At 56.5% G+C, this 22,246-nt stretch carries 21 protein-coding genes; 11 read left to right on the forward strand and 10 right to left on the reverse strand.

The window, feature by feature from the left end:
* The first annotated feature begins 87 nt into the window (after positions 1-87).
* The 3 genes from ACO6VX_RS15065 (at position 88) to ACO6VX_RS15075 (ending at position 2,952) form a co-directional block, all read left to right on the forward strand.
* Positions 88-1,275: an MFS transporter gene (locus ACO6VX_RS15065; RefSeq protein ID WP_010252123.1), complete on the forward strand. Its 1,188-nt coding sequence runs from the start codon at positions 88-90 to the stop codon at positions 1,273-1,275.
* 212 nt (positions 1,276-1,487) lie between these two features.
* Positions 1,488-1,697, forward strand: a complete 210-nt coding sequence (locus tag ACO6VX_RS15070) for a DUF1471 domain-containing protein (RefSeq protein WP_009092571.1) — start codon at positions 1,488-1,490, stop codon at positions 1,695-1,697.
* Between the two features lie 202 nt (positions 1,698-1,899).
* The gene (locus tag ACO6VX_RS15075; protein WP_060681537.1) at positions 1,900-2,952 is read left to right on the forward strand and encodes a YncE family protein; all 1,053 of its coding nucleotides are present in this window, start codon (positions 1,900-1,902) and stop codon (positions 2,950-2,952) included.
* Positions 2,953-3,074: 122 nt separating this feature from the next.
* Here the strand turns inward: ACO6VX_RS15075 and ACO6VX_RS15080 are convergent, their stop codons facing one another.
* The 3 genes from ACO6VX_RS15080 to sbmA form a co-directional block, all read right to left on the reverse strand.
* Positions 3,075-3,374, reverse strand: coding sequence for a helix-turn-helix domain-containing protein (locus ACO6VX_RS15080; RefSeq protein WP_346461653.1), 300 nt, complete (start codon positions 3,372-3,374; stop codon positions 3,075-3,077).
* A complete protein-coding gene (locus ACO6VX_RS15085; protein WP_010672045.1) occupies positions 3,374-3,727 on the reverse strand; it encodes a type II toxin-antitoxin system RelE/ParE family toxin in 354 nt (117 codons plus the stop codon). Before ACO6VX_RS15085 ends, ACO6VX_RS15080 begins: the two co-directional genes overlap by 1 nt.
* 234 nt (positions 3,728-3,961) lie before the next feature.
* Complete coding sequence (gene sbmA / locus ACO6VX_RS15090) at positions 3,962-5,203, reverse strand: peptide antibiotic transporter SbmA (RefSeq protein WP_010672044.1); 1,242 nt, start codon at positions 5,201-5,203, stop codon at positions 3,962-3,964.
* Between the two features lie 276 nt (positions 5,204-5,479).
* On the opposite strand from sbmA, the gene ACO6VX_RS15095 reads away from it, so the two are divergent.
* From ACO6VX_RS15095 to ACO6VX_RS15105, 3 genes are read left to right on the forward strand one after another with little or no spacing between them, the layout of a single operon-like run.
* A complete protein-coding gene (locus ACO6VX_RS15095) occupies positions 5,480-6,214 on the forward strand; it encodes a gluconate 2-dehydrogenase subunit 3 family protein (protein ID WP_010672043.1) in 735 nt (244 codons plus the stop codon).
* Positions 6,215-6,216: 2 nt separating this feature from the next.
* Positions 6,217-8,001, forward strand: coding sequence for a GMC family oxidoreductase (locus ACO6VX_RS15100; protein ID WP_010252112.1), 1,785 nt, complete (start codon positions 6,217-6,219; stop codon positions 7,999-8,001).
* Positions 8,002-8,011: 10 nt separating this feature from the next.
* Positions 8,012-9,322 (forward strand): c-type cytochrome, encoded by a 1,311-nt coding sequence (locus ACO6VX_RS15105; protein ID WP_033780611.1) that lies wholly within the window; start codon positions 8,012-8,014, stop codon positions 9,320-9,322.
* A gap of 46 nt (positions 9,323-9,368) precedes the next feature.
* Here the strand turns inward: ACO6VX_RS15105 and ACO6VX_RS15110 are convergent, their stop codons facing one another.
* Positions 9,369-10,778 carry an MFS transporter gene (locus ACO6VX_RS15110; protein WP_010252107.1) on the reverse strand — a complete coding sequence of 470 codons (1,410 nt, stop codon included), beginning with the start codon at positions 10,776-10,778 and terminating at the stop codon, positions 9,369-9,371.
* 381 nt (positions 10,779-11,159) lie between these two features.
* Between ACO6VX_RS15110 and nadS the strand changes: the two genes are divergently transcribed.
* Complete coding sequence (nadS, locus tag ACO6VX_RS15115) at positions 11,160-11,444, forward strand: NadS family protein (RefSeq protein ID WP_022625237.1); 285 nt, start codon at positions 11,160-11,162, stop codon at positions 11,442-11,444.
* Between the two features lie 76 nt (positions 11,445-11,520).
* Here nadS and abgT read toward each other — a convergent pair whose 3' ends face one another.
* The 3 genes from abgT to ACO6VX_RS15130 all read right to left on the reverse strand — a co-directional run bounded on the left by abgT (position 11,521) and on the right by ACO6VX_RS15130 (position 15,952).
* Positions 11,521-13,038 (reverse strand): p-aminobenzoyl-glutamate transporter, encoded by a 1,518-nt coding sequence (gene abgT, locus ACO6VX_RS15120; RefSeq protein WP_422431752.1) that lies wholly within the window; start codon positions 13,036-13,038, stop codon positions 11,521-11,523.
* Positions 13,039-13,199: 161 nt separating this feature from the next.
* Positions 13,200-14,642, reverse strand: coding sequence for a M20 family metallopeptidase (locus tag ACO6VX_RS15125; RefSeq protein WP_061901845.1), 1,443 nt, complete (start codon positions 14,640-14,642; stop codon positions 13,200-13,202).
* Positions 14,639-15,952 carry a M20 family metallo-hydrolase gene (locus tag ACO6VX_RS15130; protein ID WP_422431754.1) on the reverse strand — a complete coding sequence of 438 codons (1,314 nt, stop codon included), beginning with the start codon at positions 15,950-15,952 and terminating at the stop codon, positions 14,639-14,641. The genes ACO6VX_RS15125 and ACO6VX_RS15130 overlap by 4 nt, the downstream gene beginning before the upstream one ends.
* 114 nt (positions 15,953-16,066) lie before the next feature.
* Here ACO6VX_RS15130 and ACO6VX_RS15135 point away from each other — a divergent pair, with 114 nt between their 5' ends.
* Entirely contained in the window at positions 16,067-16,963 is an 897-nt protein-coding gene (locus ACO6VX_RS15135; RefSeq protein WP_193585620.1) for a LysR family transcriptional regulator, read from the forward strand.
* A gap of 75 nt (positions 16,964-17,038) precedes the next feature.
* On the forward strand, positions 17,039-17,476 hold the full coding sequence (yjdN, locus tag ACO6VX_RS15140) for a VOC family metalloprotein YjdN (RefSeq protein ID WP_022625240.1): 438 nt from the start codon (positions 17,039-17,041) through the stop codon (positions 17,474-17,476).
* 96 nt (positions 17,477-17,572) lie between these two features.
* On the opposite strand, the gene ACO6VX_RS15145 is transcribed toward yjdN, so the two are convergent.
* The 3 genes from ACO6VX_RS15145 to ACO6VX_RS15155 all read right to left on the reverse strand — a co-directional run bounded on the left by ACO6VX_RS15145 (position 17,573) and on the right by ACO6VX_RS15155 (position 20,730).
* Positions 17,573-18,439 (reverse strand): nucleoside-specific channel-forming protein Tsx, encoded by an 867-nt coding sequence (locus ACO6VX_RS15145; RefSeq protein WP_010252090.1) that lies wholly within the window; start codon positions 18,437-18,439, stop codon positions 17,573-17,575.
* Positions 18,440-18,718: 279 nt separating this feature from the next.
* A complete protein-coding gene (locus ACO6VX_RS15150; RefSeq protein WP_010252088.1) occupies positions 18,719-20,074 on the reverse strand; it encodes a sensor histidine kinase in 1,356 nt (451 codons plus the stop codon).
* Positions 20,071-20,730 carry a response regulator gene (locus ACO6VX_RS15155; RefSeq protein WP_010252086.1) on the reverse strand — a complete coding sequence of 220 codons (660 nt, stop codon included), beginning with the start codon at positions 20,728-20,730 and terminating at the stop codon, positions 20,071-20,073. The genes ACO6VX_RS15150 and ACO6VX_RS15155 overlap by 4 nt, the downstream gene beginning before the upstream one ends.
* Before the next feature lie 544 nt (positions 20,731-21,274).
* Between ACO6VX_RS15155 and ACO6VX_RS15160 the strand changes: the two genes are divergently transcribed.
* Positions 21,275-21,541, forward strand: a complete 267-nt coding sequence (locus ACO6VX_RS15160; protein ID WP_010252074.1) for a hypothetical protein — start codon at positions 21,275-21,277, stop codon at positions 21,539-21,541.
* A 241-nt stretch (positions 21,542-21,782) separates the two neighbouring features.
* Complete coding sequence (locus ACO6VX_RS15165; RefSeq protein WP_009092546.1) at positions 21,783-22,151, forward strand: helix-turn-helix domain-containing protein; 369 nt, start codon at positions 21,783-21,785, stop codon at positions 22,149-22,151.
* The last annotated feature ends 95 nt before the right edge of the window (positions 22,152-22,246 follow it).

A 22,246-nucleotide genomic window follows, 5' to 3' on the forward strand; every position in this document is an offset into this window, starting at 1 on the left:
ATCAAAAATGAAGGTGTAAGCATCATAGATCGTCCTGACACGGCGTTCTATGCTCACACTCACTTTTTTATCTTCCGGAGAAGCAGCATGAGTCTGACAACCGAAGTGGCTGATGAGGTTTCCTCGCCGACCCGTCCCGCGTGGGGCGCGGTATTTGCTATGGCATTTGGGGTGTTCAGCCTCATCACCGCCGAATTTTTACCCGTGAGTCTGCTGACGCCGATGGCTCACAGCCTGGGCGTATCCGAAGGCCAGGCGGGACAGACCGTCACCATCACCGCGCTGGTGGCGCTGTTTACCAGTCTGGTCACCGGCAGCGTCACGCGGCGCATCGACCGCCGCATCGTCATGCTGGTGTTTTCGCTGTTGCTGATCGCTTCGGCACTGATGGTGGCGTTTGCGGCTGACCTGACGGTGATCCTGCTGGCGCGGGTGCTGCTGGGTATGGCCATTGGCGGCTTCTGGACACTCTCAACCGCCATCACCATGCGCCTGGTTCCCACCGATCAGGTGCCGCGTGCGCTCTCTATCGTCTTCAGCGGTATCTCGCTGGCGACGATTATCGCTACGCCACTGGGCAGCTATCTCGGCGGACTGGTGGGCTGGCGCAACATCTTTATGCTGACTGCCGGACTGGGTGCGGTGGCGCTGCTGTGGCAGTTCTTTACCCTGCCCGCCATGCCGGCAGAGAACAAAGCCCGCAACGGCGGGGTGCTGGCGCTGCTGCGTATTGGTGTGATGCGCTGGGGAATGCTGGCGGTAATCATGATGTTTACCGGTCACTTCGCCTTCTTTACCTATCTGCGTCCATTTCTGGAAAGCGTTGCGCAGCTCAACCTCAATCAGCTGTCGCTGGTGCTGCTGGCCTTTGGTGTGGCGAACTTCTTTGGCACCTCGCTGGCCGGTTTCCTGGTCACCCGCAGCGTATCACTGACCCTGAGTGGCATGGCGCTGTTGATGAGTGTCACCGCGCTGCTGCTGGTGAGCTTTGGCGATGTCAGCTGGATGGTAGGTGCAGGCGTGGCGATCTGGGGTATGGCGTTTGGTTCGATGCCAACCGGCTGGTCAACCTGGATTTCGCGCGCGGTGCCGGATGATGCGGAGTCAGGCGGCGGTTTACTGGTTGCCACCATCCAACTGGCGATTACTGTCGGCGCGGCGGCGGGCGGCTGGATGTTTGACCTGCGCGGCGCAGGCGGTGTGTTCGTTGCCAGCGGAGTGCTGATGCTGCTGGCCGCGCTGACCATCTTCACCCGGGTACGACATCACGGTTAAATCCTCAAGGGCAGCAATATATGCTGCCTTTTTTTATGGGGGTAGATTATTAACCTTTTGAGTGATAACTGTGCGAAATGTGCTTTTTATCATCAATTTTACTGAACGAGTTAAGCAAAACCCTCCGCTTTTTACTGATCAACTTCCGGACTAATATATCTATCAACAAGGCAGCACGCCTTACCTGATAAAAATTAACCGAGGAATTGACCATGAAATCTATCAAAACTTTTGCAGCTGTTATCGCGCTTTCTGTTCTGCCATTCGCCAGCTTCGCCCAATCCGTGACCGCCATCGACTCTACGCTGGATGGTGCTGAAGCGAAAATCGCTGCGCAGGCTCAGGAAGCTGGTGCTTCATATAAAATCACTGAAGCTTACACCAACAACGGCGTTCACATGACCGCTGAGCTGCTGAAATAAATTAAGTTTTACCCTCTTGTGCTGACAGGACGCCTTTGGGCGTCCTGGCGGCGTTTATCCGCTAATAATCCTGTCCCTTTCCCCCCGAAATAATTATTATTCTCAAAAACAATTCTGCATCTGACTGCTGGTCAGCTGTTTCTGGTTGCAATGTCGGGCTTTCTTTTCACTGCGTCTGCAGTGGATTAACTATGGAGAAGTTATGAAAGCGATTACCAATACGTGCCGGACCCTGCGTCCGCTGTTACTGGCTACGGCCCTGTTCTCTGCCTCAGGATGGCTGGCGGTGCAGGCTGAAGATCTCAATCAGGCTGTGGGTAAAGGCGTCTATGAACTGGCAGTCAGCCCGAAAGATAACGCGCTGTTCGTGGCGACAGCGCAGAACAGCAGCGGTGACGGCGGCACAGTTTTCCGTCTCGACCCGGCTACGCTGGCGGTACAGCAGTCGATCAACACGGCGCTGAAATCGTTCGGCGCGGCGATCAACCCGCAAACCAACGTGCTCTACATCGGTAACACGGTTAACGGCTCGGTTACGGCCATTGACGCCAGCAGCGGCAAAGTGCTCAACACGCTGGTGCTGGATAGCCGTAAGCGCAGTGAGACAGTGCGCCCATTGCAGCCGCGTCAGGTGGCGGTTGATGCTAAAACTAACCGGGTTTATATCACCGGGCTGGGACCGCAAAGCGTGGTCTGGGTGGTGGATGGCAGCACGCTGAAGCTTGTCAGTACCATCCCGAATACCGGTAAAATGGGCACCGGCCTGGCGGTAGATTCAGACGCGCAGAAGGTCTACGTCACCAACGGTGATGGCGAACTGGTGACGATCAATGCGCGCACCAATGCCATTGAGAAAAAGCAGAAGATTGACGGAGATAAAGAGCACTTCTTCCTGAACATCGCGCTGGATACGCGCGGTCAGCGCGCCTTCCTGACAGATTCAAAGCAGGCGCAGGTGCTGGTGGTTGATCTGCGTAATCAGCAGGTGATTCAGCGGATTGATGTGCCGGAATCGCTGGCGGTGCTGTTTAATGGTGATCGCGATGAGCTTTATGTCACCCATCGCAAAGCGGGTGAAGTCAGCATCATCGACGCCAGCAGCTATAAGGTGAAGCGCACGGTGAAAACCCCGGCGCTGCCTAACAGTCTGGCACTCTCGGCAGACGGCAAGGTGCTTTATGTCAGCGTGAAGCAGCCTGGCTCGCGTAAGGCGCCGCCAAAAAATCCTGACAGCGTGATGCGTATTGCACTGTAAGGCGTGACGTCCCTGACACTGCTGTGTTGAAGCTGTTTTACATCCGGTCTTTGTAAACGAGAAAGCCACTCTGACGAGTGGCTTTTTTATTTAAACAGAATCGCTTTCGCCGTTTTGAGGGTTCAGATGCGAAAGGCCACTCTTTTTCCGGTCGGAAGTTCCACATCAAGACTGAGTTTTCCGCCCATTGCTTCGACATAGCGTTTCAGCGTGGCAACCTTAATCTCATTTCCGCGTTGCTCAATCTGAGCAACGGCAGGCTGACGCACGCCCATGGCCTCGGCGAGCGTCTTTTGTGATAACTGAAGCTCTTCGCGAATCATCTGAAGCCCGACTTCCAGAATCATTTCATCAGACATTTTTTTGATTCGCGCGTGACTCTCAGGGGAGAAGTCGGCGATAACATCATCCAGGGTTCTCATTAATTATTTCCCTTCTCCTGTTCAGCCAGCCAGGCTGAAAATTCATCGTCAGCGATGCGTATCATTCGGATATAAAAACGTTTGTCATGACTCTTATCTCCGGCACATAACACAATAGCCTGGCGGACAGGGTCAAATGCATAAAATGCCCGAATTGGCTTTCCTGAAAACTGTACGCGGAGTTCTTTCATATTCCTGTACTGCGAGCCCTTGAGAGTATCAGCATAAGGGCGAGGCAAATCAGGGCCGTATACTTTTAACTTTCCCAGATCCGCTAACATTTTTTCCTGCAGGGCTTCTTCCTGCTCACTTAGCCAGCTTTCAAAGCGCGGGCTCAGGAGTACGGTCCACATGACATACTTTCTTGTATATATTCCGTCATACAGGGTACAGATTATAAGCTACAGCTTATAAATTCAAGCCAGAGAACACGCATGACGGCTGATTTAAGCATTAAAAAAGCCCGCTTTTGCGGGCCAGGAGCAGCACATCTCTGCTGTTACAGGAGTCCTGCAGGTTCTTTGCGGGATGATCCGTGGCTGAGGAGAGTGGGGTGGAAATCGACCTGTGCCGCCATACTTAAGTAGTTACACCTCTTCCGACGCTTCGCGCATCATCTCATCGTGCGGAACATCATCCAGAATCTGCTCAAAGCTGCGCAGACGCTTATAGATCGACATCAGTTCGATCAGCGTCGACCAGGAGGCGATCAGATACTGGAACGAGCCGCGCACCTGATCAAACACGTTGGTGATCTGGTTGAGTAAGCCCAGCGTGATGGTGCCCGCCACAATGGATGGAAACAGCAGAAACAGACCAAACACGTTATCAACCTGCAGATAGAGAATGCGGGTGATGTTGAAGTAGAGATAGTGAAAGTAGAGACGGAAGTAGTTGACCCGCACCCGACTGAACAACTCCTGAACCGTCTGCGGTGTGGCGCGATCGGCATTGTCTTCGCCGTAGACCAGCTCTTTACGGTAGGCGGCTTCAACCCGCTGATTGCGGAACTCCAGCCCCGGCAGCTTGATCCCTACCAGCGCCAGCAAGCCAGTACCAAACACTGACCAGAGCACAGCGGCAATTACCAGTGCGTAAGGAATATTGCCGAGGATGGGAATATCTTTCACGTGATGGGAGAGCGCGACCAGCACCGGTAAAAACGCCACCAGCGTCATAATCGCCTGAATAAAACTGACACCCCAGTTTTCCAGCGTGGTCGCAAACCGCATGGTGTCTTCCTGCACACGCTGTGCGGCACCTTCGACATGACGCAGACGCTGCCAGTTGTGCATGTAGTAGTTATTCATGGCGCTACGCCAGCGGAAAACCCAGTGGCTGATAAAGAAGGAGTTGAGTACGCCAATCACCACCGCGATTAATGCGATGCCGAGAAAAGAGAAAACCTCATGGTAAAACTCCGCAATCTGCACCGATCCCGCTTTGGTTAACGCTTTCTGAATCAGATCATAAAACGGTCCATACCAGGCGTTAATGGCCACTCCGACCTGCACGCCAAACCAGGTCACAAAGATGATCAGCGCGGAGCCCCAGACTGACCAGCGTTGCCATGGATGCGCATCAATCAACCGCCAGGCCCCGGCAAAAATGGCTACCATGATCCAGTAATAGAGGTAGAACCAGAGCTGACTCACGGCGATAAAACGCGCTGCCGTCGTCGGCAGGGGCTGTTTCATTGCTGTTTCAAAGGTGGGCCAGATGCCGGGCAGATGCGCGGCAAAGCCGAACCAGGCAAAAATCGCTACTAAGCTCCAGACAGCCGCAGAGCTGAAAAACAGCGCTGGCCGCGGAAAAAAAGACTTAAACATAGGCACTCCGCTGTTGTGTGTTGCCTGTTATAACGTTTTTGACGGGTCGCTGTCTGTAGTCTGTTGTTTCTGCTAATGACAGGAGGGGGATAGATGTTAATGAAATTGTGCGGTTTTGTTTCCTGGAACTAAATCTTTGTGAATGGCAGTGTTACAATAGGTTGTTTGTTACCGGTAACAAACAGGCTCCTGGCCTGTATCTGCTGATAAAAACCATTACAACGCAACCACCTATTTTTTTCATACCGCCGGTCAGCGCGGGAATGAGGCAATGTCATGTCAGAACAAAAAAAGGGTCATTCACGCAGGGATTTTTTGCTGAAGACAATCACCCTGGCGCCTGCAATGGCGGTAGGTTCCACAGCGATGGGTGCACTCTCCCTGCCGCTGGCCACACAGGCGGCTGAAACCCCGGCCACGCCACAGCAGGCGCGCGACTACCAGCCGAACTGGTTCACCGCCGAAGAGTTTGCTTTTATTACCGCCGCCGTGGCACGACTTATCCCCAGCGATGAACGCGGGCCTGGTGCGCTGGAAGCGGGCGTGCCTGAGTTTATCGATCGTCAGATGAATACGCCGTATGCCACGGGGTCGAACTGGTATATGCAGGGGCCGTTTAACCCCGACCTGCCGAAAGAGCTGGGCTATCAGCTGCCGCTGGTGCCACAGCAGATCTACCGCCTCGGTCTGGCCGATGCCGATAATTACAGCAAAAAGCAGCACGGCAAGGTGTTCGCCCAGCTCAGTGGCGAGCAGCAGGATGCCTTACTGCAGGCGATGGAAAATGGCAGTGCTGAATTCAGCCAGCTGCCGGCAAAAGTTTTCTTTAGTTTCCTGTTGCAGAATACCCGTGAAGGCTTCTTCAGCGATCCTATACACGGCGGGAATCAGGGCATGGTCGGCTGGAAGCTGATTAACTTCCCTGGCGCACGCGCCGACTTTATGGACTGGGTAGAGCGCGGCGAACGTTATCCGTTCCCGTCAGTGTCGATTCGCGGGGAGAGAAGCTAAGCATGGCAAACGAAATGAAAAAAGTGGATGCGGTGATTGTCGGCTTCGGCTGGGCGGGTGCCATTATGGCGAAAGAGCTGACCGAAGCGGGCCTGAACGTGCTGGCGCTGGAGCGCGGACCGCATCGTGATACCTATCCCGATGGCTCCTATCCGCAGTCCATTGATGAGCTGACCTATAACGTCCGCAAAAAGCTTTTCCAGGATCTCTCCAAAAGCACCGTGACCATTCGTCATGATGCGTCGCAGACCGCAGTGCCCTATCGTCAGCTGGCGGCGTTTCTGCCCGGCACCGGCACCGGTGGCGCGGGTCTTCACTGGTCCGGCGTCCATTTCCGTGTCGATCCGGTTGAGTTGCGGATGCGCAGCCATTACGAAGAGCGCTACGGCAAGAACTTCATTCCGGAAGGCATGACGATTCAGGATTTTGGCGTCAGCTACGATGAGCTGGAGCCGTTCTTCGACAAAGCGGAAAAGGTTTTTGGCACCTCAGGCAGCGCCTGGAGTATCAAAGGCAAAGTGGTCGGCAAAGATACAGGCGGCAACCCGTTTGCACCCGATCGCTCAGATAACTTCCCGCTGCCCGCGCAGAAGCGCACTTACTCGGCGCAGCTGTTTGCTCAGGCGGCAGAGTCGGTCGGCTATCACCCTTACGATCTGCCGTCCGCCAATACCTCGGGTCCGTATACCAACACCTACGGCGCACAGATGGGGCCGTGCAACTTCTGCGGTTATTGCAGCGGCTACGCCTGCTACATGTATTCCAAGGCGTCGCCTAACGTCAATATCCTGCCTGCGCTGCGTCAGGAGCCGAAGTTTGAGCTGCGCAATAACTCTTATGTGCTGCGGGTCAATCTCAGCGATGACAAAACGCGTGCGACCGGCGTGACCTATGTGGATGGGCAGGGCCGCGAGCAGATTCAGCCCGCTGACCTGGTGATCCTCTCCGCCTTCCAGTTCCACAATGTTCACCTGATGCTGCTGTCGGGCATCGGCAAACCCTACAACCCGATTACCAACGAAGGGACCGTAGGTCGCAACTTCGCCTATCAGAACCTCTCTACGCTGAAGGCGCTGTTTGATAAGAACACCACCACTAATCCGTTTATCGGTGCGGGTGGCGCAGGCGTTGCGGTTGATGATTTCAACGCGGATAACTTCGACCACGGGCCGCTGGGCTTTGTTGGTGGTTCACCATTCTGGGTTAACCAGGCGGGCACCAAACCGATCTCCGGCCTGCCGGTGCCGGCGGGTACGCCCAACTGGGGCAGCAAATGGAAAGCGGCGGTGGCGGATACCTACACCCATCATCTGTCGATGGATGCGCACGGCGCCCACCAGTCTTATCGCGCCAACTACCTTGATCTCGATCCCAACTACAAAGATGCCTATGGACAGCCGCTGCTGCGCATGACCTTTGACTGGCAGGAGAACGACATCAAAATGGCGCAGTTCATGGTCGGCAAGATGCGCAATATCGCGGAAGCGATGAATCCGAAGATGATCATCGGCGGCGCGAAAAAGCCTGGCACCCATTTCGACTCCACGGTTTATCAGACTACCCACATCAGTGGCGGGGCGATCATGGGCGACGATCCAAAAACCAGTGCGGTTAACCGTTATCTGCAAAGCTGGGATGTGCCGAATGTGTTTGTACCGGGCGCATCGGCTTTCCCGCAGGGACTGGGCTACAACCCGACCGGCATGGTGGCGGCGCTGACCTACTGGTCAGCTAAAGCGATTCGCGAACACTACCTGAAAAACCCAGGCCCACTGGTGCAGGCATAAGGACATGGCGATGAAAAATGGCATTCTGGCTCTGATTCTTGGCTCCCTGACGTTCGCCGCCCTGGCGGAGAGCAGCCAGGACGATCTGGTTAAACGGGGTGAGTATCTGGCGCGAGCCGGTGACTGTGTGGCCTGCCACACCAGCAAAGGCGGCGCGGCCTTTGCCGGTGGGCTGCCGATGGCAACACCGATTGGCACCATCTACTCCACCAACATTACGCCCGATCCCGCGACTGGCATTGGCGAATACAGCTACGACGACTTCCAGAAAGCGGTGCGTCAGGGCGTGGCGAAAAATGGCGATACGCTCTATCCGGCGATGCCATATCCCTCTTATGCAGTGGTCAGCGATGAAGACATGAAGGCGCTTTACGCCTACTTCATGCATGGCGTCGCGCCGGTCGGGCAGCCAAACCGGGAGAGCGACATTCCCTGGCCGCTGTCGATGCGCTGGCCGCTGGCGATCTGGCGCGGGATTTTTGCGCCCGACGTGAAAGCGTTCCAGCCTGCAGCCCAGGAAGATCCGGTGCTGGCACGTGGTCGCTATCTGGTAGAAGGACTGGGTCACTGCGGGGCCTGTCACACGCCGCGCAGCATCACGATGCAGGAGAAGGCGCTGACCAACAATGAGGGCAGCGACTATCTGGCGGGTAGCAGCGCACCGATTGATGGCTGGACCGCCAGCAATCTGCGTGGTGACAACCGCGATGGACTGGGTCGCTGGAGCGAAGAGGACCTGCGTCAGTTCCTGCGTTATGGCCGCAACGATCAGACCGCAGCTTTTGGTGGCATGACCGACGTGGTGGAACACAGCCTGCAGCACCTGAGCGAGTCCGATATCACGGCGATTGCGCGCTATCTGAAGTCGCTGGGCGCGAAAGATCCCCATCAGGCAGCCTTCAGCGTCGATGACGCCACCGCCAAAGCGTTGTGGAAAGGTGACGACAGTGCGACGGGGGCAGCCACCTACGTCGACAGCTGTGCGGCGTGCCATAAAACCGATGGCAGCGGCTATAAACGTTTCTATCCGGCGCTGCGCGGTAATCCGGTGGTGCTGGCGGACGATCCGACCTCACTGATCCATATCGTGCTGGTGGGCGGACAGTTGCCTGGCGTAAATGGCGCGCCGTCGACCATTACTATGCCAGCATTTGGCTGGCGTCTTGACGATCAGCAGGTGGCGGACGTGGTAAACTTCGTGCGTAACAGCTGGGGCAACAAGGCGTCGGAGCCAGTCAGCGCGAAACAGGTCGCTGAGCTGCGTAAAGATGAGAAAGATCGGCTGGGCAGTGCAGATATCCGGGTACTGGAAGGCAAATAATCGGCAGTAAAAAAGGCCGTCATCATCAGGATGACGGCCTTTTCTTTTAGATATTCTCCAGATCGATACCGCGCGTTTTCGGCCCATAAATCCCTACCGACAGCATCACCATCACCATGCTCAGCACGATAAAGGTAATCACGCCTGGCGTACCGGCATACTGCAGGATCACCCCAATCAAAATACTGCTGAATACCGTAGAGAGACGGCTGAAGGAGTAGCAGAAGCCGACCGCCCGCGCACGAATATGGGTCGGGAAAATCTCGGTCTGATAGGCGTGGAAGCTGAAGGTCAGCCAGGCGTTGGACCAGGTGATCAGGAAGCCGCAGAGAATCAGCAATACCGGCTGCGTCTGGAAGGCGAACAGCGTGCCGAACACCACCGTCATCAGCGACGACAGGACAATCTGCCACTTATTTTCCAGCTTATCGGCGTAGCGACTACAGATCAGCGATCCCAGCGGATAGGCCAGCGTGATGAAGAAGGCATAAAGCAAACTGTGCGTCACCGTGGCACCTCGGCCTGACAGCAGCGCAGGCAGCCAGTTACCAAAGCCGAAAAAGCCGATCGCCTGGAAAAAATTCATCACCACCAGCATCAGGGTGCGCTTGCGGTAAGCGGGTGACCAGATCTCGCTGAAGCGCCCCCGTTTTGGCAGCTGCGCCGCGGCGTCGTCGGCTGAAAAAGCGGGTCCTGCCGGGATGCCGCAGCGTTGCTCCATCGTGGACAGCACCTGATGCGCCTCCTGATGACGACCCTGCTGCGCCAGCCAGCGCGCCGACTCCGGCAGGTTCCTGCGCACCAGCCAGATCACCAGCGAGCAGACCGCGCCCGCAATGACCACCCAGCGCCAGCCTTCAAGGCTGAACAGCGTTTGTGGAATTAGCCACCACGACATCAGCGCCACGGCCGGCACCGATAAAAACTGCACGAAAAAGGAGAAGGCAAAGGCGCGGCTGCGCAGATGGGTCGGCACCCATTCCGACAGATAGGTGTCGATGGTCACCAGCTCGACGCCCAGCCCGATCCCCACCAGAAAGCGGAACAGAATAATCATCTCTGCGCTCTGCTGGAACGCCATCAGCAGTGAAAACAGCCCGTACCACAGCAGCGCACACATAAAGGTGAGACGGCGACCAAAGCGGTCAGCGTAGGGTGCCAGCAGGCTGGCACCAAAAAACAGACCGAGAAAAGTGGCTGAGGCGAAGGCCGCCTGATCGGAGAAGCCCAGCACGCCTGCCGCACCCGTGTGAAATACGCCCGCCGACAGCAGGCCGGTACTGATGTAGCCGGTTTCAAACAGGTCATAAAGCTCAAAAAAGCCGCCCAGCGCCAGCAGCGTAATAAAGCGCCACAATCCGGCGGAGGAGGGCAGCGCATCAACACGAGCGGCTAAGCTGTTACGGGCCACCGATGAAGCGTTCATCGGTGGCAGGCTGGTGGAGGAGGTGGTCATGTCAGCGTGAACCTCAGGCAGTGTGGAGACGACTCGCAGCCGGTCGGAGGCTTATTAAAATAGTTAACCGTTAGCAAGCGAAGAAATAGCAGAATAGTCAATTCATCCGCCGTTGCCGAGAGGGTCGTTGCTGACTATTTAGCAACGTACGTTGCAGGTTTTGCCATCCGTGGCAGGCGCACTCCGGCAGCGGCGACCAGGCCAGAATCTGATTGCAGCGAACTCCGGACTGTCTCTCAGTCCGGTAACGCGGGGGCAGGAGCGCATGGATGCAAATGGCGTCCTTGCGTTATCATAGCCTTGCTTTATGACACCTTTTCACGGACGCGGAAAAAGCTGAGCTGAAGAAGCTGACACAATTACTGAAAGATGAGGTGTAACGTGAGTTTTTTTGACGAGCTGAAAGCATCGCTGGAAGAGGCTGTGGAGATCAAAAACGGTATCAGGGAGCCCGGTCGTGTTACCCGTTACGCGGTTGCCGACGTGAAGGCTATCCGGGCACAGCTTAACGTCTCACAGAGTGAGATGGCGACGGCATTGGGAACCAGCCTCGATACCATAAAGAGCTGGGAAGCCGGACGGCGTAACCCGACCGGGCTGGCAGCTAAAGTACTGGTCACTATCCAGAAAAACCCGGAATTTTTTAAGGAGCTGGCGGCGCAATGAGCCGTTGTTCCCTGCACGCCGTTTAACAAAAAATAAAACGTGCCACCGATGAAACATTCATCGGTGGCACTGTGCTTTATGGCAGTTTCGGCCAGACGCCTGGCCCGATCGGCAGACCCAGCAGATACCACACCAGCAGCAGCGCTATCCAGCTGATAAAGAACACCAGCGGATAGGGGAAGATCAGCACGTAATAGGTGCCGAGCTGCGCATCTTTCTGGTAACGCTGCAAAAAGGCGAGAAACAATGGCAGAAACGGCGACATCGGTGCCAGTGGCAGCACGGCGGAGTCGGCGATGCGGAAAATCATCTGGGCAAAGGCGGGATGGAAGCCGAGCAGCATAAACATCGGCACAAAGACCGGCGCCAGAATCGACCAGATGGCTGAACCGCTGGCGATAAACATGCAGAGAAACGCCGACAGGAACATCAGGCCGAGAAAAGCGGGCGCGCCGCTGACGCCTGCGCTCTCCAGCACATCAGTCAGCCCGATCGCCATGAATTTGCCCATGTTGCTCCAGTTGAAGAACGCCACGAACTGCGACAGCGGAAACACCATCACGATAAAACCCGCCATGCCCTTCATCGGATCGACCAGCAACAGCGGGATATCATCCGGACGGCGGATCTGTCGGGTGACCACGCCATAAGCAATCGCCACCACAAAGAAGAACAGAATGATGATCGGCACAATGCCCTGAATAAAAGGCGAGGGAATAATGGCGCCGGTGGCGGGATTGCGCAGCGGTGCATTTTCCGGCACCACCAGCAGCGCCATCAGGGCGATAAACAGCAGCGCGGCGATCCCGGCAGCCCGCAGACCGCGGTTTTCAAGCGGCGTCAGCGCCGCCAGCTTCTCGCCGTTGCCCTGCCACTTTGGCAGTCGCGGCTCGACAAATTTATCGGTCAGCAGCGCGCCCACAATCGTCAGCACAATCACCGACGTGGCCATAAAGAACCAGTTATCGATGACGCTGACATGCACCGTGTCGCTGACCGCTTTAGCCGCTTCAGTGCTGATGCCCGAGAGCAGCACATCGGTGGTGACAATCAGCAGGTTGGCGGTAAAGCCGGAGGCCACACCGGCAATGGCGGCCAGCAGGCCCGCCACCGGATGACGGCCCACCGCCAGAAAGATCAGTGCGCCCAGCGGCGGCATCACTACCAGCGCGGCATCCGAGGAGATATGGCTGAAAAAGGCGATAAACAGCACCATGTAGCTGGCATAACGGCGGCTGACGCGTGACGCCATCTTCACCATCAGCGACTGGAGCAGGCCGACCTTTTCCGCCAGTCCGGCACCAATCACCAGCGCCAGAATCGATCCCAGCGGGGTAAAGCTGCTGAAGTTTTTGATGATATTTGGCAGGATCCACTGAATGCCTGCGACGCTCAGCAGGTTATTCACCCGCACGATTTCGCCGTTGCTCGGGTTCTTCACCGCCAGATCCAGCGCGCTGATAATGGCGGTCGCCACCATCAGCACCACGATCAGATAGACAAACAGTAAAAACGGGTTGGGGACTTTATTCCCCACGCGCTCGATCCAGCTGAAGAGCCGGCCAGGACTGCGGTTCTCGGATGTTGCTTCCATGGTATTGGTTCTCGTCTTGTGTCCCTTTTATCGGCGGTAGCAAGGCCTGACGCCGGTCGCGTTGTGCGACAGGCGGTGAGTTCAGTTCCGGCACCGCTGAATCAGGGAAGTGTTTGCAATATTTTTTTATAGTGGTCCGTGTCAGAGACACGGCCGTTGGCTCATTCGGCCAGTTTTGTTGGTGTGATCCCCGCCGGGATCGGGCAGTGATAGGGCTGCGCGGCGCGTACCCGATCAAACTCGGCCCGGCAGCCAGCCAGCGCCTGCCGATCCGTTAACAGCGTTAGCACCGTGGCCGCCATCACTTTGCCCGCCAGAAACATCCCCTTATGCCCGATACTGGTGCGTCCCTGCGCCACCAGTTGCCAGGTGTGCAGCGGCGTGCCGAAGGTAAAGCAGGGCGCAAAACACTGTGCAGTCGGCGTCACCCAGCTGACATCGCCGACGTCGGTGGAGCCATAAAGCAGATCACGTGTGACCGCATAGGGCGCGACCTCATCCATAAACAGCTTGTCACCCAATTGTTCAGCCCAGGCGTGACCGGCTTCACCACCGGTTCGGGCGGCATTGAGCCGGGCATTGCGCAGATCGTCATCAGTGAGCGTGGCACGCAGTTCAGCCGCAAACGCGCGTTCTTCGTCGCTGTAGTCGGGCAAACCAAACTGATGCAAATAACGCTCCATGACCGCTTCCAGCGCGCGATTCGGCACGTAATCCGAGCAGGCTTTATCAAAACGTACGGTCAGCGTGGTGTCGGTCATCAGCGCTGCACCCCTGGCGATATTGATCACCCGTTCATAGATCGCCTGCGCCTGTGGCAGTTCCGGGGCGCGGATCAGGTAGAGCACCTCCGCATCGGCCTGCACCACGTTTGGCGAAACACCGCCGCTGTTGGTGATGGCGTAGTGCAGACGTGCCTCCTGAACAATATGCTCGCGCAGAAAATTGGCCCCGGTATTCATCAGCGTGACGGCATCCAGGGCGCTTCGGCCCAGATGGGGAGAATTGGCCGCGTGCGCCGCAACCCCTTTGAAACTGAACGCCGCCTGAATATTGGCGAGGGTGCGCAGATTGAACATGCCGCTGAACCCCTCCGGATGCCAGGTCACGGCGGCATCAACGTCGTCAAACAGCCCTTCGCGCACCATAAAAGTCTTGCCCGAACCGCCTTCTTCGCCAGGGCAGCCGTAAAAGCGAACCGTGCCACCCGTGTGATGCTGTTCCATCCAGGCTTTCACGGCGCAGGCCGCCGCAACACCTGCCGTGCCGAGCAGGTTGTGACCGCAGCCGTGTCCGTTGCCGTTGGCTTCCAGAGGTTGTGGCCGGGCGCAGCCCGCCTGCTGACTCAGGCCCGCCAGCGCATCGAACTCGCCAAGGATGGCAATCACCGGCTTGCCGCTGCCCGCACTGGCGATAAACGCTGTATCGATGCCACCCACGCCGCGTTCCACTCTGAATCCCTCTTCTGCCAGCGCATCAGAAAGCAGGGCTGACGAGCGGGTTTCGGCAAAGCGGGTCTCCGGTGTGTCCCAGATGGCGTCACTGAGCGTGCTGAAACGAAGCTGATGACGAGCGATATAGTCGGCAATAAAGTCTTCCATCATCGTGAGCCCCCATACTGCGCCTGGTTCAGCGCCAGCGTCGCCAGCAGCGTGATGGCGTCCGGCATCACCCGCTCATCAAAGTCGAATTTCGCATTGTGGTGACCCGCCGCCAGCTCACAGCCAAAAATGACGTAAGAGGCCTGACCGCCGCGCTGCTTTACCCGTTCCATCATGTAGGTCGCATCTTCCGAACCCGCCGCCTGCGCTTTACGATCGACCACGGAGTTGAAGATACCGAGCGAGTCCGCCTGCTGATGGATGAAATCAACCCATGGCTGCGTCGGGGTACAGCTGCGCGCGGCCCCCATCAGCGAGACCTGCTGCTCAACGCCATACATCGCCGCCGCACCGGCAATCACCCGCAGCGCCTGCTGATAGATGTCGTCGTTGACCTGATTGGTCACGCCACGGGTTTCGACTTTCAGCAGGGCGCAGTCGGCTACCACGTTGCGGCCGGTTCCCGCCTGCAGCACGCCCACGTTGACCCGTGCCACGCCGCCGCTGTGCTGGGTTAAACCATGCAGCGCCAGCGTTGCCTGTGCGGCGGCCAGCAGGGCATTACGCCCCTCTTCAGGACGACCGCCCGCATGGGCACCGACGCCGGTAAAGTGAACATCCAGCTTGGTAGTGGCGAGGAAGCTGTCGCTGCCGCACACCACTTCGCCTGCCGGTACGCCGGTTCCAATATGAATCGCGGTGAAGCGATCAACGTCATCGACCACGCCCGCCGCCACCATCGCTTTTGCGCCGCGAACACCCTCTTCGGCGGGCTGGAAGATCAGTTTAATCGTGCCGCTGAGCTGATCTTTCATCGCCATCAGCACCGAGGCGAGACCCAGCCCGATGGTGGTGTGGCCGTCATGTCCGCAGGCGTGCATCATGCCTGCGTTGCAGGAGGCGAACCCTTCACGCTGCGGCAGATGATCGTCAGCCTGACTCTCGTTGAGATCCAGGGCATCCATATCGACGCGGAAGCCCATCACCGGGCCAGGACGGCCGGTCTCGAGCGTTGCCACGATGCCGCAGAATCCGCCGGAGAAGTGGCTGATCCACTGCGGCAGCGCGCCCTGTTGCAGCGCGCGCGCTTCCTGCTGCTTCAGCACTGCCTCGTCGGGCAAGCCCATCCGCGCGTCGGCGTCGATGACCTCACGGCCCAGCTTCAGTTGATAACCGAGCTTATGCAGCTCTTCAGCGACGAAGGTGGCGGTGCGGAACTCCAGCCAGCCCGATTCGGCATAGTGATGGAAGTCGCGACGCCACTGTTGCAGCTGTGGCAGCCGGGCGCTGACGTGGTCTGAAAGGGGGTTCATCGGCTCTCTCCTCGTTGTTGATTTTTTATGCACTGTTCCGAATCTACACAATGGTATTGACCGGCATAAGATGCGAATATCTTGTGACTGATAAACAACGGTTATCGCAAAATTATGTCTGCCAATCTCAAGCTCCATCAGCTGCGCGCCTTCGTTGACGTGGCGCGACAGGGCAGTATCCGGGCGGCAAGCCGTCTTTCCGGGCTGTCACAACCGGCGTTAACCAAAGCGATTCAGGAACTGGAGCGCGAGCTGGGGGCAAAGCTGTTTATCCGCCGTCAACAGGGCGTGGTGTTAACCGATATCGGTGATAACTTTTTTCGGCATGCCAGCCTGGTGCTGGCGGAGTTGCGGGTCGCCGAAGAGGATATCCAGCAGCGGCTGGGACTGGGTGGCGGTCAGGTGAATATCGGCGTCGGTGGCAGCGTGGCGCGCACCATTATGCCGCAGGTGATTAACCAGTTTCATCGCGAATACCCGCTGGTGAAGGTGCGCATCGTCGAAGGCCAGCTGGTGTCGATGGTGCATGAACTGCGCCAGGGCGCGCTCGATTTCACCATTAATACCTACGATCAGAGCCATCTCGATCAGGAGCTGATGTATGAGCGGATGATGGATCGCGAGTACAAGGTGGTGGTGCGCAAAGGCCATCCGCTGGAAAAGGCGCGTTCTCTGGCGGAGTTACAGCAGGCGGACTGGACGATGCCAACGCCCAAAGGCAGTTACTACCGCTTGTTGCACGATCTGTTTGGCGAGCGCGGCATGGCCCCGAAAATCGTGGTGACCTGTGAAACTTTTATGGCCTGCACCAGCCTGGTGGCGCAAAGCGATTTCATCAGTATTCTGTCGGTCGACGTCATTGACGACCCGATTCTGGGTCGGTCGCTGGTGGCGCTGATGCTCGACGAACCCCTGCCGAAAGCGATTTTCTATCTGATCCAGCGCAAAGACACGACGCTGACCCCAATGAGCAGTTATATGGCACAACTCTTTCGCCGTTATTGCCAGTAAAATCAGTAAGTAAAGTCGATCGTCTACACTGTTAAGGTACTGAAAAAAATCCACCCGACAAATATAGAGGTTACGATGCAAGTCAGTCCTTATCTGTTTCTCTATGGCCGTTGCGAAGAGGCTATCGACTTTTACCTGCAGGCAACCGGGGGAGAGTTGCTCTCTAAAATGAAATTCGGTGATATGCCGGATCAGGGTGAGCAGGTCGGCGATCAGTCTGCCGCGCCGCAGCCGCCAGAAAAGATCATGCATGCCCAGCTGCGTATTGGTGACGGTGAGCTGATGCTGAGCGATGGCAACACCGATCAGCCGCCAGCGTCCGAGCATGCCGGTTACGCGGTCAGTCTCTCAACTAACGATGTCGAAAAGGGTAAAGCCTGGTTTGAGAAACTGTCGGCAGGCGGCAAGGTGACAACTGAGTGGCAGGAGACGTTCTGGTCGAACGGATTCGCGATGTTCATTGATAAGTTCAACATTCCATGGCGCATCAACGTCGAGAAGCCGCAGGAATAATCGGGCCAGCCGGCGTCGCAATTTGCGGCGCCGTATTAATTAATGGCAACTGCCCGGATTAAAGCGCGGCGGCGCTATTCAGGCCGCCGCACGTAATCAGAAGTTATAACCCGCCACCAGGTAGTAACCCCAGCCAGTCGATTTCACTTCAAACGGCCCATTGCCGAAGTTCAGCTCCTGACCATCCGCCCACTGTCCGCCGTTGTGGAAGTAACGCGCCACCGCAGAGAAGTGCCAGTGATCGTAACCCAGTGACAGAATATGGCTGGAGGCGATGGAGTTGCTGGTGCGTGATGAACCGCCTTTATCGCGGAGATCGGAACCCCAGTCGAAGTTGGTGAAGCCCACATAGCCCAGATTACCGCCCCACAGCGTGGTGATTGGCACAAAGTATTTCACCTTGAAGCGATAGCCATCCCAGCTGTTTTCATTCGCCGCACCGTAGTTTTCCCACTGATATTTGGCGTAGACGTTCAGCGACAGGCCGACATCGCTGTGCGTATCGATATCGGTGCCCAGACCCATATACCAGGTGTTCTGGCGGCTATCGCTGTTGCGGCCCATGTCGTAGATGTAGTTGTTAGCGAAATACCACTCTTTGAACGGACCAAAGGCCAGGCTGGTGCCGGTCAGTTTGTCGATAGAGAAGCGCGGCTCAATCTCCATAAACATCGGTGAACCGTGATCAAAAATGCCGTTGGCGTTGCTGTTGCCTGCGCCGAAGAAGTTGGTCAGGTCGAGGTAGCCATAAAAATCGAACCAGTCCTTCTTCGCAAACGCTTCATATTCCAGATAAACGTCGTTATTAAACTGCGGTCCGAAACGGGTGTGGTAGCTGCCTACCACGTTAACGCTCTGATGCCACCAGTCGGAGACATACTGCGGATCGCTTTCAGCGGCCTGCGCAGCACCACTCAATGAACATGCCAGCACGGCACCTGCTATCAACGTTTTAAATTTCATTATTATCAGCCACATGCTTTTGACCGCCGCACAGCAGACGCAGTCAGAGAGAAATCGGTCCCTTGATGGGAATGAGGGTTTCACAGCAAATAACAGCCAGTTCTTCAGCCCGCGTAGCGTGCCTGTAACAGATCGATAGAAAATAGATTTTGCTCACGTTTGTCAAAAAGTGTTGCATTACAATTCAGCTAAAATGTGATGCGCTTCACAATAATGACCAGGATCGAACGGAACCAGGCAACCGTTTACGTTGTCTGGTTCGTGATCAAACGGGCGGGATCAGGGAAGGGTGACGCGAACCTGCAAACCACAAATGGCACCCTGTGGCGTCAGGCAATTGGAAAGGGCGACGTGAATCTGATGCTTCTGTGCGACGTTGCGCACAATGGATAATCCCAGCCCGCTGCCCTGGGCTTTAACGTCAGGCGAACGGGTAAAACGGTCAAACGCGCGTTCGATAAAGGATTCCGGCATGCCTGGCCCGTTATCGACAATATCGACCACTGTTTTACCTGCGACCCGATGCAGCAGCACATCGACCAGGCTGCCCTCCGGCGTGTGCAACATGGCGTTACCAATCAGGTTATCGAACAGGCTGCGCAGCTCGGAACGGCTGGCCTGCAGACGATACTGCGTGGAGCCATTAAAGCCGATATCGATGCCGCGTTTATCTGCCACCACCATCAGCTGCTCAATGCTCTCTTTCAGCAGATCGTCCAGTTCGATATGCTCGACGCTGGCGACCACGCTCTGGTCATCCTGACGCGAGACATTGAGTAACTGCGTGACCAGATGACGGGTGCGTGTGACGCCCGCTTCCAGCTGGCTGAACTGTCGGCTCGCTTCGCCTGGCTGGATGTGCTGACGCAGATTTTCCAGCTGCAAGGTCACCGCCGTTACTGGCGTGCGCAGCTCATGCGCCGCATCTTCCAGGAACTGACGCTGCGACGACCAGGCCTCACGCAGCTTACTCAACAGCGAGTTGTAGGCGGCCACCAGCGGCAGGATCTCATCCGGCAAGCCTTCGGGTGAGACATTGTGCGGATGGTGCGTCTCCTGCGCGGCAATCTGACGCGAAGCGACCTGAAGATCCCGGGTGATCTTGCGCACCACCAGCCAGATCACCAGCAGTGACAGCGGCATCATCAGGATCAACGGAATGATCGCTGACAGCGCCCGCTTGACCATCAATGCCTTCATGTAGCTGAGGTTGTGCATCACCTGGATAGTTTTTATCTCGCTGCCAGGTAAGCCGGGCCGGGTATAGATGCGCCATTCGCAGTCGTCGCACTGACCCACATGCACGTCGCGATAGCCGCGTTGATTTTGCAGCGGAGCCTGCAGCTCCGGCCATGAGCTGGCCCGTAATTGCCCCCGATCGTCCCACAGCTGCACCACAAAGGCGCTCTTCGCCTTGTCCGGCGCAATAAGCATCGGCATCAGGGCGGGCATCTGTTTATTGGTGGACCAGGCATCAGCGATTTTTGCCAGCTGATCGTCCTTCATGGTGCCGACCATATCGCCGTAGCAGCTGAAGAAATACCAGGTGACGCCGCCGATCATCAGCAGATGAATAATCAGCAGCGTAGAGAGTAATTTGTTGCGTAATGAACGCATAAAGGTGAAGGGTTTCATATTGCCGGTACCCGCCAGCCCAGCCCGCGCACATTGCGGATCACGTCGTTATCCAGTTTGCGGCGCATCCCGTGGATCAGGACATCCACCGCGTTGCTGCTGACTTCATCGCCCCAGCCATAGATGCGATTTTCCAGCTGCTCGCGCGACAGAATAGCGCCTGGCCGCTCCAGCAGGGCGTAGAGCAGGGCATATTCGCGCGCCGTAAGCTGCTCGCGCTGTCCTTTGTAGAGCACTTCGCGGGTCATCATATCCAGCTGCACATCGCCGCTGCCCAGCACCGAGTCTGCTGCGCCGTGGCTGCGTCGGGTAATCGCGCGCATCCGGGCCATGACTTCCTGTAAATCGAACGGTTTAAGCAGGTAGTCGTCAGCGCCGCTGTCGAGTCCCTGAATCCGCTGCGCCACCGTGTCGCGTGCGGTAAGAATCAGCACCGGCGTGGCGTCGCCGCGCCCGCGCGCCCGGCGCAGTACCTGCAGGCCATCATCGCGCGGTAAGCCGAGATCGAGCAGCACGCAGCTGTAGCCGCCTTCGCTCCAGGCATTCTGGGCATAGATGCCATCACGCACCCAGTCCACCGACCAGCCCGCCCCCTCCAGTGCCTGCTGCAGGTTCGCGCCGATCATTTCATCATCTTCAACCAGTAACACGCGCATGGCTGATCTCCTTCAGAAAGATGAGGGGAGTTTACTCACCAATTGTTAGGCCAGAATTATCCGCCGTCATACTTCGCACTGTGGCGGCGTTGGCTGCTTTTGCTCACCCCAGTCACTGACTTATGTCAGCTCCTGGGGACTCACGCAGTTGCCGCCTTGCCACAGCACGAATTATTTCGCGGACCGCCGTCACCGGTATTTTATGGAGGAGTCAGGTGGCCTGATGTCCCCATCCATATCCATTGAGATGCCAGCGATTGCAAGCGTAAATGGGGTGACGTATATTTGAGCAACAGATTAATGCCAGACATTTCAGCGGTGAATAGTATGTCAGCCCAGGAAGCAAAAATCAGACATCAGCGCGAGTATCAGGAGCGTGTTGAAGCCGTCCGAAATGGTCAGGCTCCAGGCCGCGTGCTTGAAAAACGTCCTCAGGGTATTGTGCCTGCAAAAAGTGGACGCAGCCTCGCATTTTTCTGATGTCACGCCGTGCTGAAATCAGCCAGGTAGTAAAATAAGCTCATCATACAGGTGGGCTTTTTTTATGACATTGCACGCTATTCCTCCAGAAGAACAGATCCTTAAACTTAACCGTTATCTTATTGATAACGCCGGACAACTTCCGTCACCGGTTATTACTGTAGGCGGTCAGGCTGTTATGTACTGGTATCTGACCTACCTGCATCTTTATCCTGATCAGCCTGATGTAACATCCATAACCTCAATTGATGTTGATTATGTCACCCGAAAGGAAGGCGTTGATTTTCTGGCTCAGGAATATCAGCGATATCTCAAACATGTTGACGCCTGACAGGGCTGAATGCCCCCGTCACTTATGATGCAGAAATAAATTTGTCTGACTCAACGTTTTTATCTTCTGCCTTTTTTCAGCAGCAATCTCTTCACGAACTTTCACACTAAAGCCCCGCTGGCCGCGCGATTCCGCCTCCGTTTCCGCCGTTGCTAATTCTGCGCTAATTTTCTGCTAATTAAGGGATAAATTTTAGCAGGTAGAGTGGCTCCACTGCACATCAGCATCAACAGGAGGAACCATGAATCAGCGCGAGTTTATTCGGAGTTTGCTGGACTGGATTGAGAACAACTTAGGACACGATCTGCATCTGGATGAGGTGGCGCGCCGCTCGGGCTATTCGCGCTGGCATCTGCAACGGCTGTTTCGCCAGCATACCGGCTTTTCACTGGCAGAATATATCCGTCAGCGCCGTTTAACCGAGTCTGCGCTCACGTTGCTGAGCAGCAACGAAGCGATACTGCAGGTGGCGATGAACTATGGCTTTGATACCCAGCAGGCCTATACCCGCACGTTTAAAAACTACTTTATGGTGACGCCTGGCCAGTTGCGCCGTCAGCGTCGCGTCGAGCCGGATCGGCTGCTATTCCCTCTGGCGATGGCCAGCTGATGCCTGATAAGACCTTCCCGTCACAGCCTGCGGACGGGAAGGTCGGCCCGCGCTTTGCGCTTCTCTCCACTTGTTCTTCGCCTCGCCTTTTTTTA

Source organism: Pantoea sp. BJFS-204 (assembly GCF_049310725.1).
GTDB lineage: Bacteria > Pseudomonadota > Gammaproteobacteria > Enterobacterales > Enterobacteriaceae > Pantoea > Pantoea agglomerans.

Excerpts from the sequence above, each read along its gene's own strand:
- ACO6VX_RS15065 (WP_010252123.1), top strand. The coding sequence starts at position 88 with ATGAGTCTGACAACCGAAGTGGCTGATGAGGTTTCCTCGCCGACCCGT.
- ACO6VX_RS15070 (WP_009092571.1), top strand. The coding sequence starts at position 1,488 with ATGAAATCTATCAAAACTTTTGCAGCTGTTATCGCGCTTTCTGTTCTG.
- ACO6VX_RS15075 (WP_060681537.1), top strand. The coding sequence starts at position 1,900 with ATGAAAGCGATTACCAATACGTGCCGGACCCTGCGTCCGCTGTTACTG.
- ACO6VX_RS15080 (WP_346461653.1), bottom strand. The coding sequence starts at position 3,374 with ATGAGAACCCTGGATGATGTTATCGCCGACTTCTCCCCTGAGAGTCAC.
- ACO6VX_RS15085 (WP_010672045.1), bottom strand. The coding sequence starts at position 3,727 with ATGTGGACCGTACTCCTGAGCCCGCGCTTTGAAAGCTGGCTAAGTGAG.
- sbmA (WP_010672044.1), bottom strand. The coding sequence starts at position 5,203 with ATGTTTAAGTCTTTTTTTCCGCGGCCAGCGCTGTTTTTCAGCTCTGCG.
- ACO6VX_RS15095 (WP_010672043.1), top strand. The coding sequence starts at position 5,480 with ATGTCAGAACAAAAAAAGGGTCATTCACGCAGGGATTTTTTGCTGAAG.
- ACO6VX_RS15100 (WP_010252112.1), top strand. The coding sequence starts at position 6,217 with ATGGCAAACGAAATGAAAAAAGTGGATGCGGTGATTGTCGGCTTCGGC.
- ACO6VX_RS15105 (WP_033780611.1), top strand. The coding sequence starts at position 8,012 with ATGAAAAATGGCATTCTGGCTCTGATTCTTGGCTCCCTGACGTTCGCC.
- ACO6VX_RS15110 (WP_010252107.1), bottom strand. The coding sequence starts at position 10,778 with ATGACCACCTCCTCCACCAGCCTGCCACCGATGAACGCTTCATCGGTG.
- abgT (WP_422431752.1), bottom strand. The coding sequence starts at position 13,038 with ATGGAAGCAACATCCGAGAACCGCAGTCCTGGCCGGCTCTTCAGCTGG.
- ACO6VX_RS15125 (WP_061901845.1), bottom strand. The coding sequence starts at position 14,642 with ATGATGGAAGACTTTATTGCCGACTATATCGCTCGTCATCAGCTTCGT.
- ACO6VX_RS15130 (WP_422431754.1), bottom strand. The coding sequence starts at position 15,952 with ATGAACCCCCTTTCAGACCACGTCAGCGCCCGGCTGCCACAGCTGCAA.
- ACO6VX_RS15135 (WP_193585620.1), top strand. The coding sequence starts at position 16,067 with ATGTCTGCCAATCTCAAGCTCCATCAGCTGCGCGCCTTCGTTGACGTG.
- yjdN (WP_022625240.1), top strand. The coding sequence starts at position 17,039 with ATGCAAGTCAGTCCTTATCTGTTTCTCTATGGCCGTTGCGAAGAGGCT.
- ACO6VX_RS15145 (WP_010252090.1), bottom strand. The coding sequence starts at position 18,439 with ATGAAATTTAAAACGTTGATAGCAGGTGCCGTGCTGGCATGTTCATTG.
- ACO6VX_RS15150 (WP_010252088.1), bottom strand. The coding sequence starts at position 20,074 with ATGAAACCCTTCACCTTTATGCGTTCATTACGCAACAAATTACTCTCT.
- ACO6VX_RS15155 (WP_010252086.1), bottom strand. The coding sequence starts at position 20,730 with ATGCGCGTGTTACTGGTTGAAGATGATGAAATGATCGGCGCGAACCTG.
- ACO6VX_RS15160 (WP_010252074.1), top strand. The coding sequence starts at position 21,275 with ATGACATTGCACGCTATTCCTCCAGAAGAACAGATCCTTAAACTTAAC.
- ACO6VX_RS15165 (WP_009092546.1), top strand. The coding sequence starts at position 21,783 with ATGAATCAGCGCGAGTTTATTCGGAGTTTGCTGGACTGGATTGAGAAC.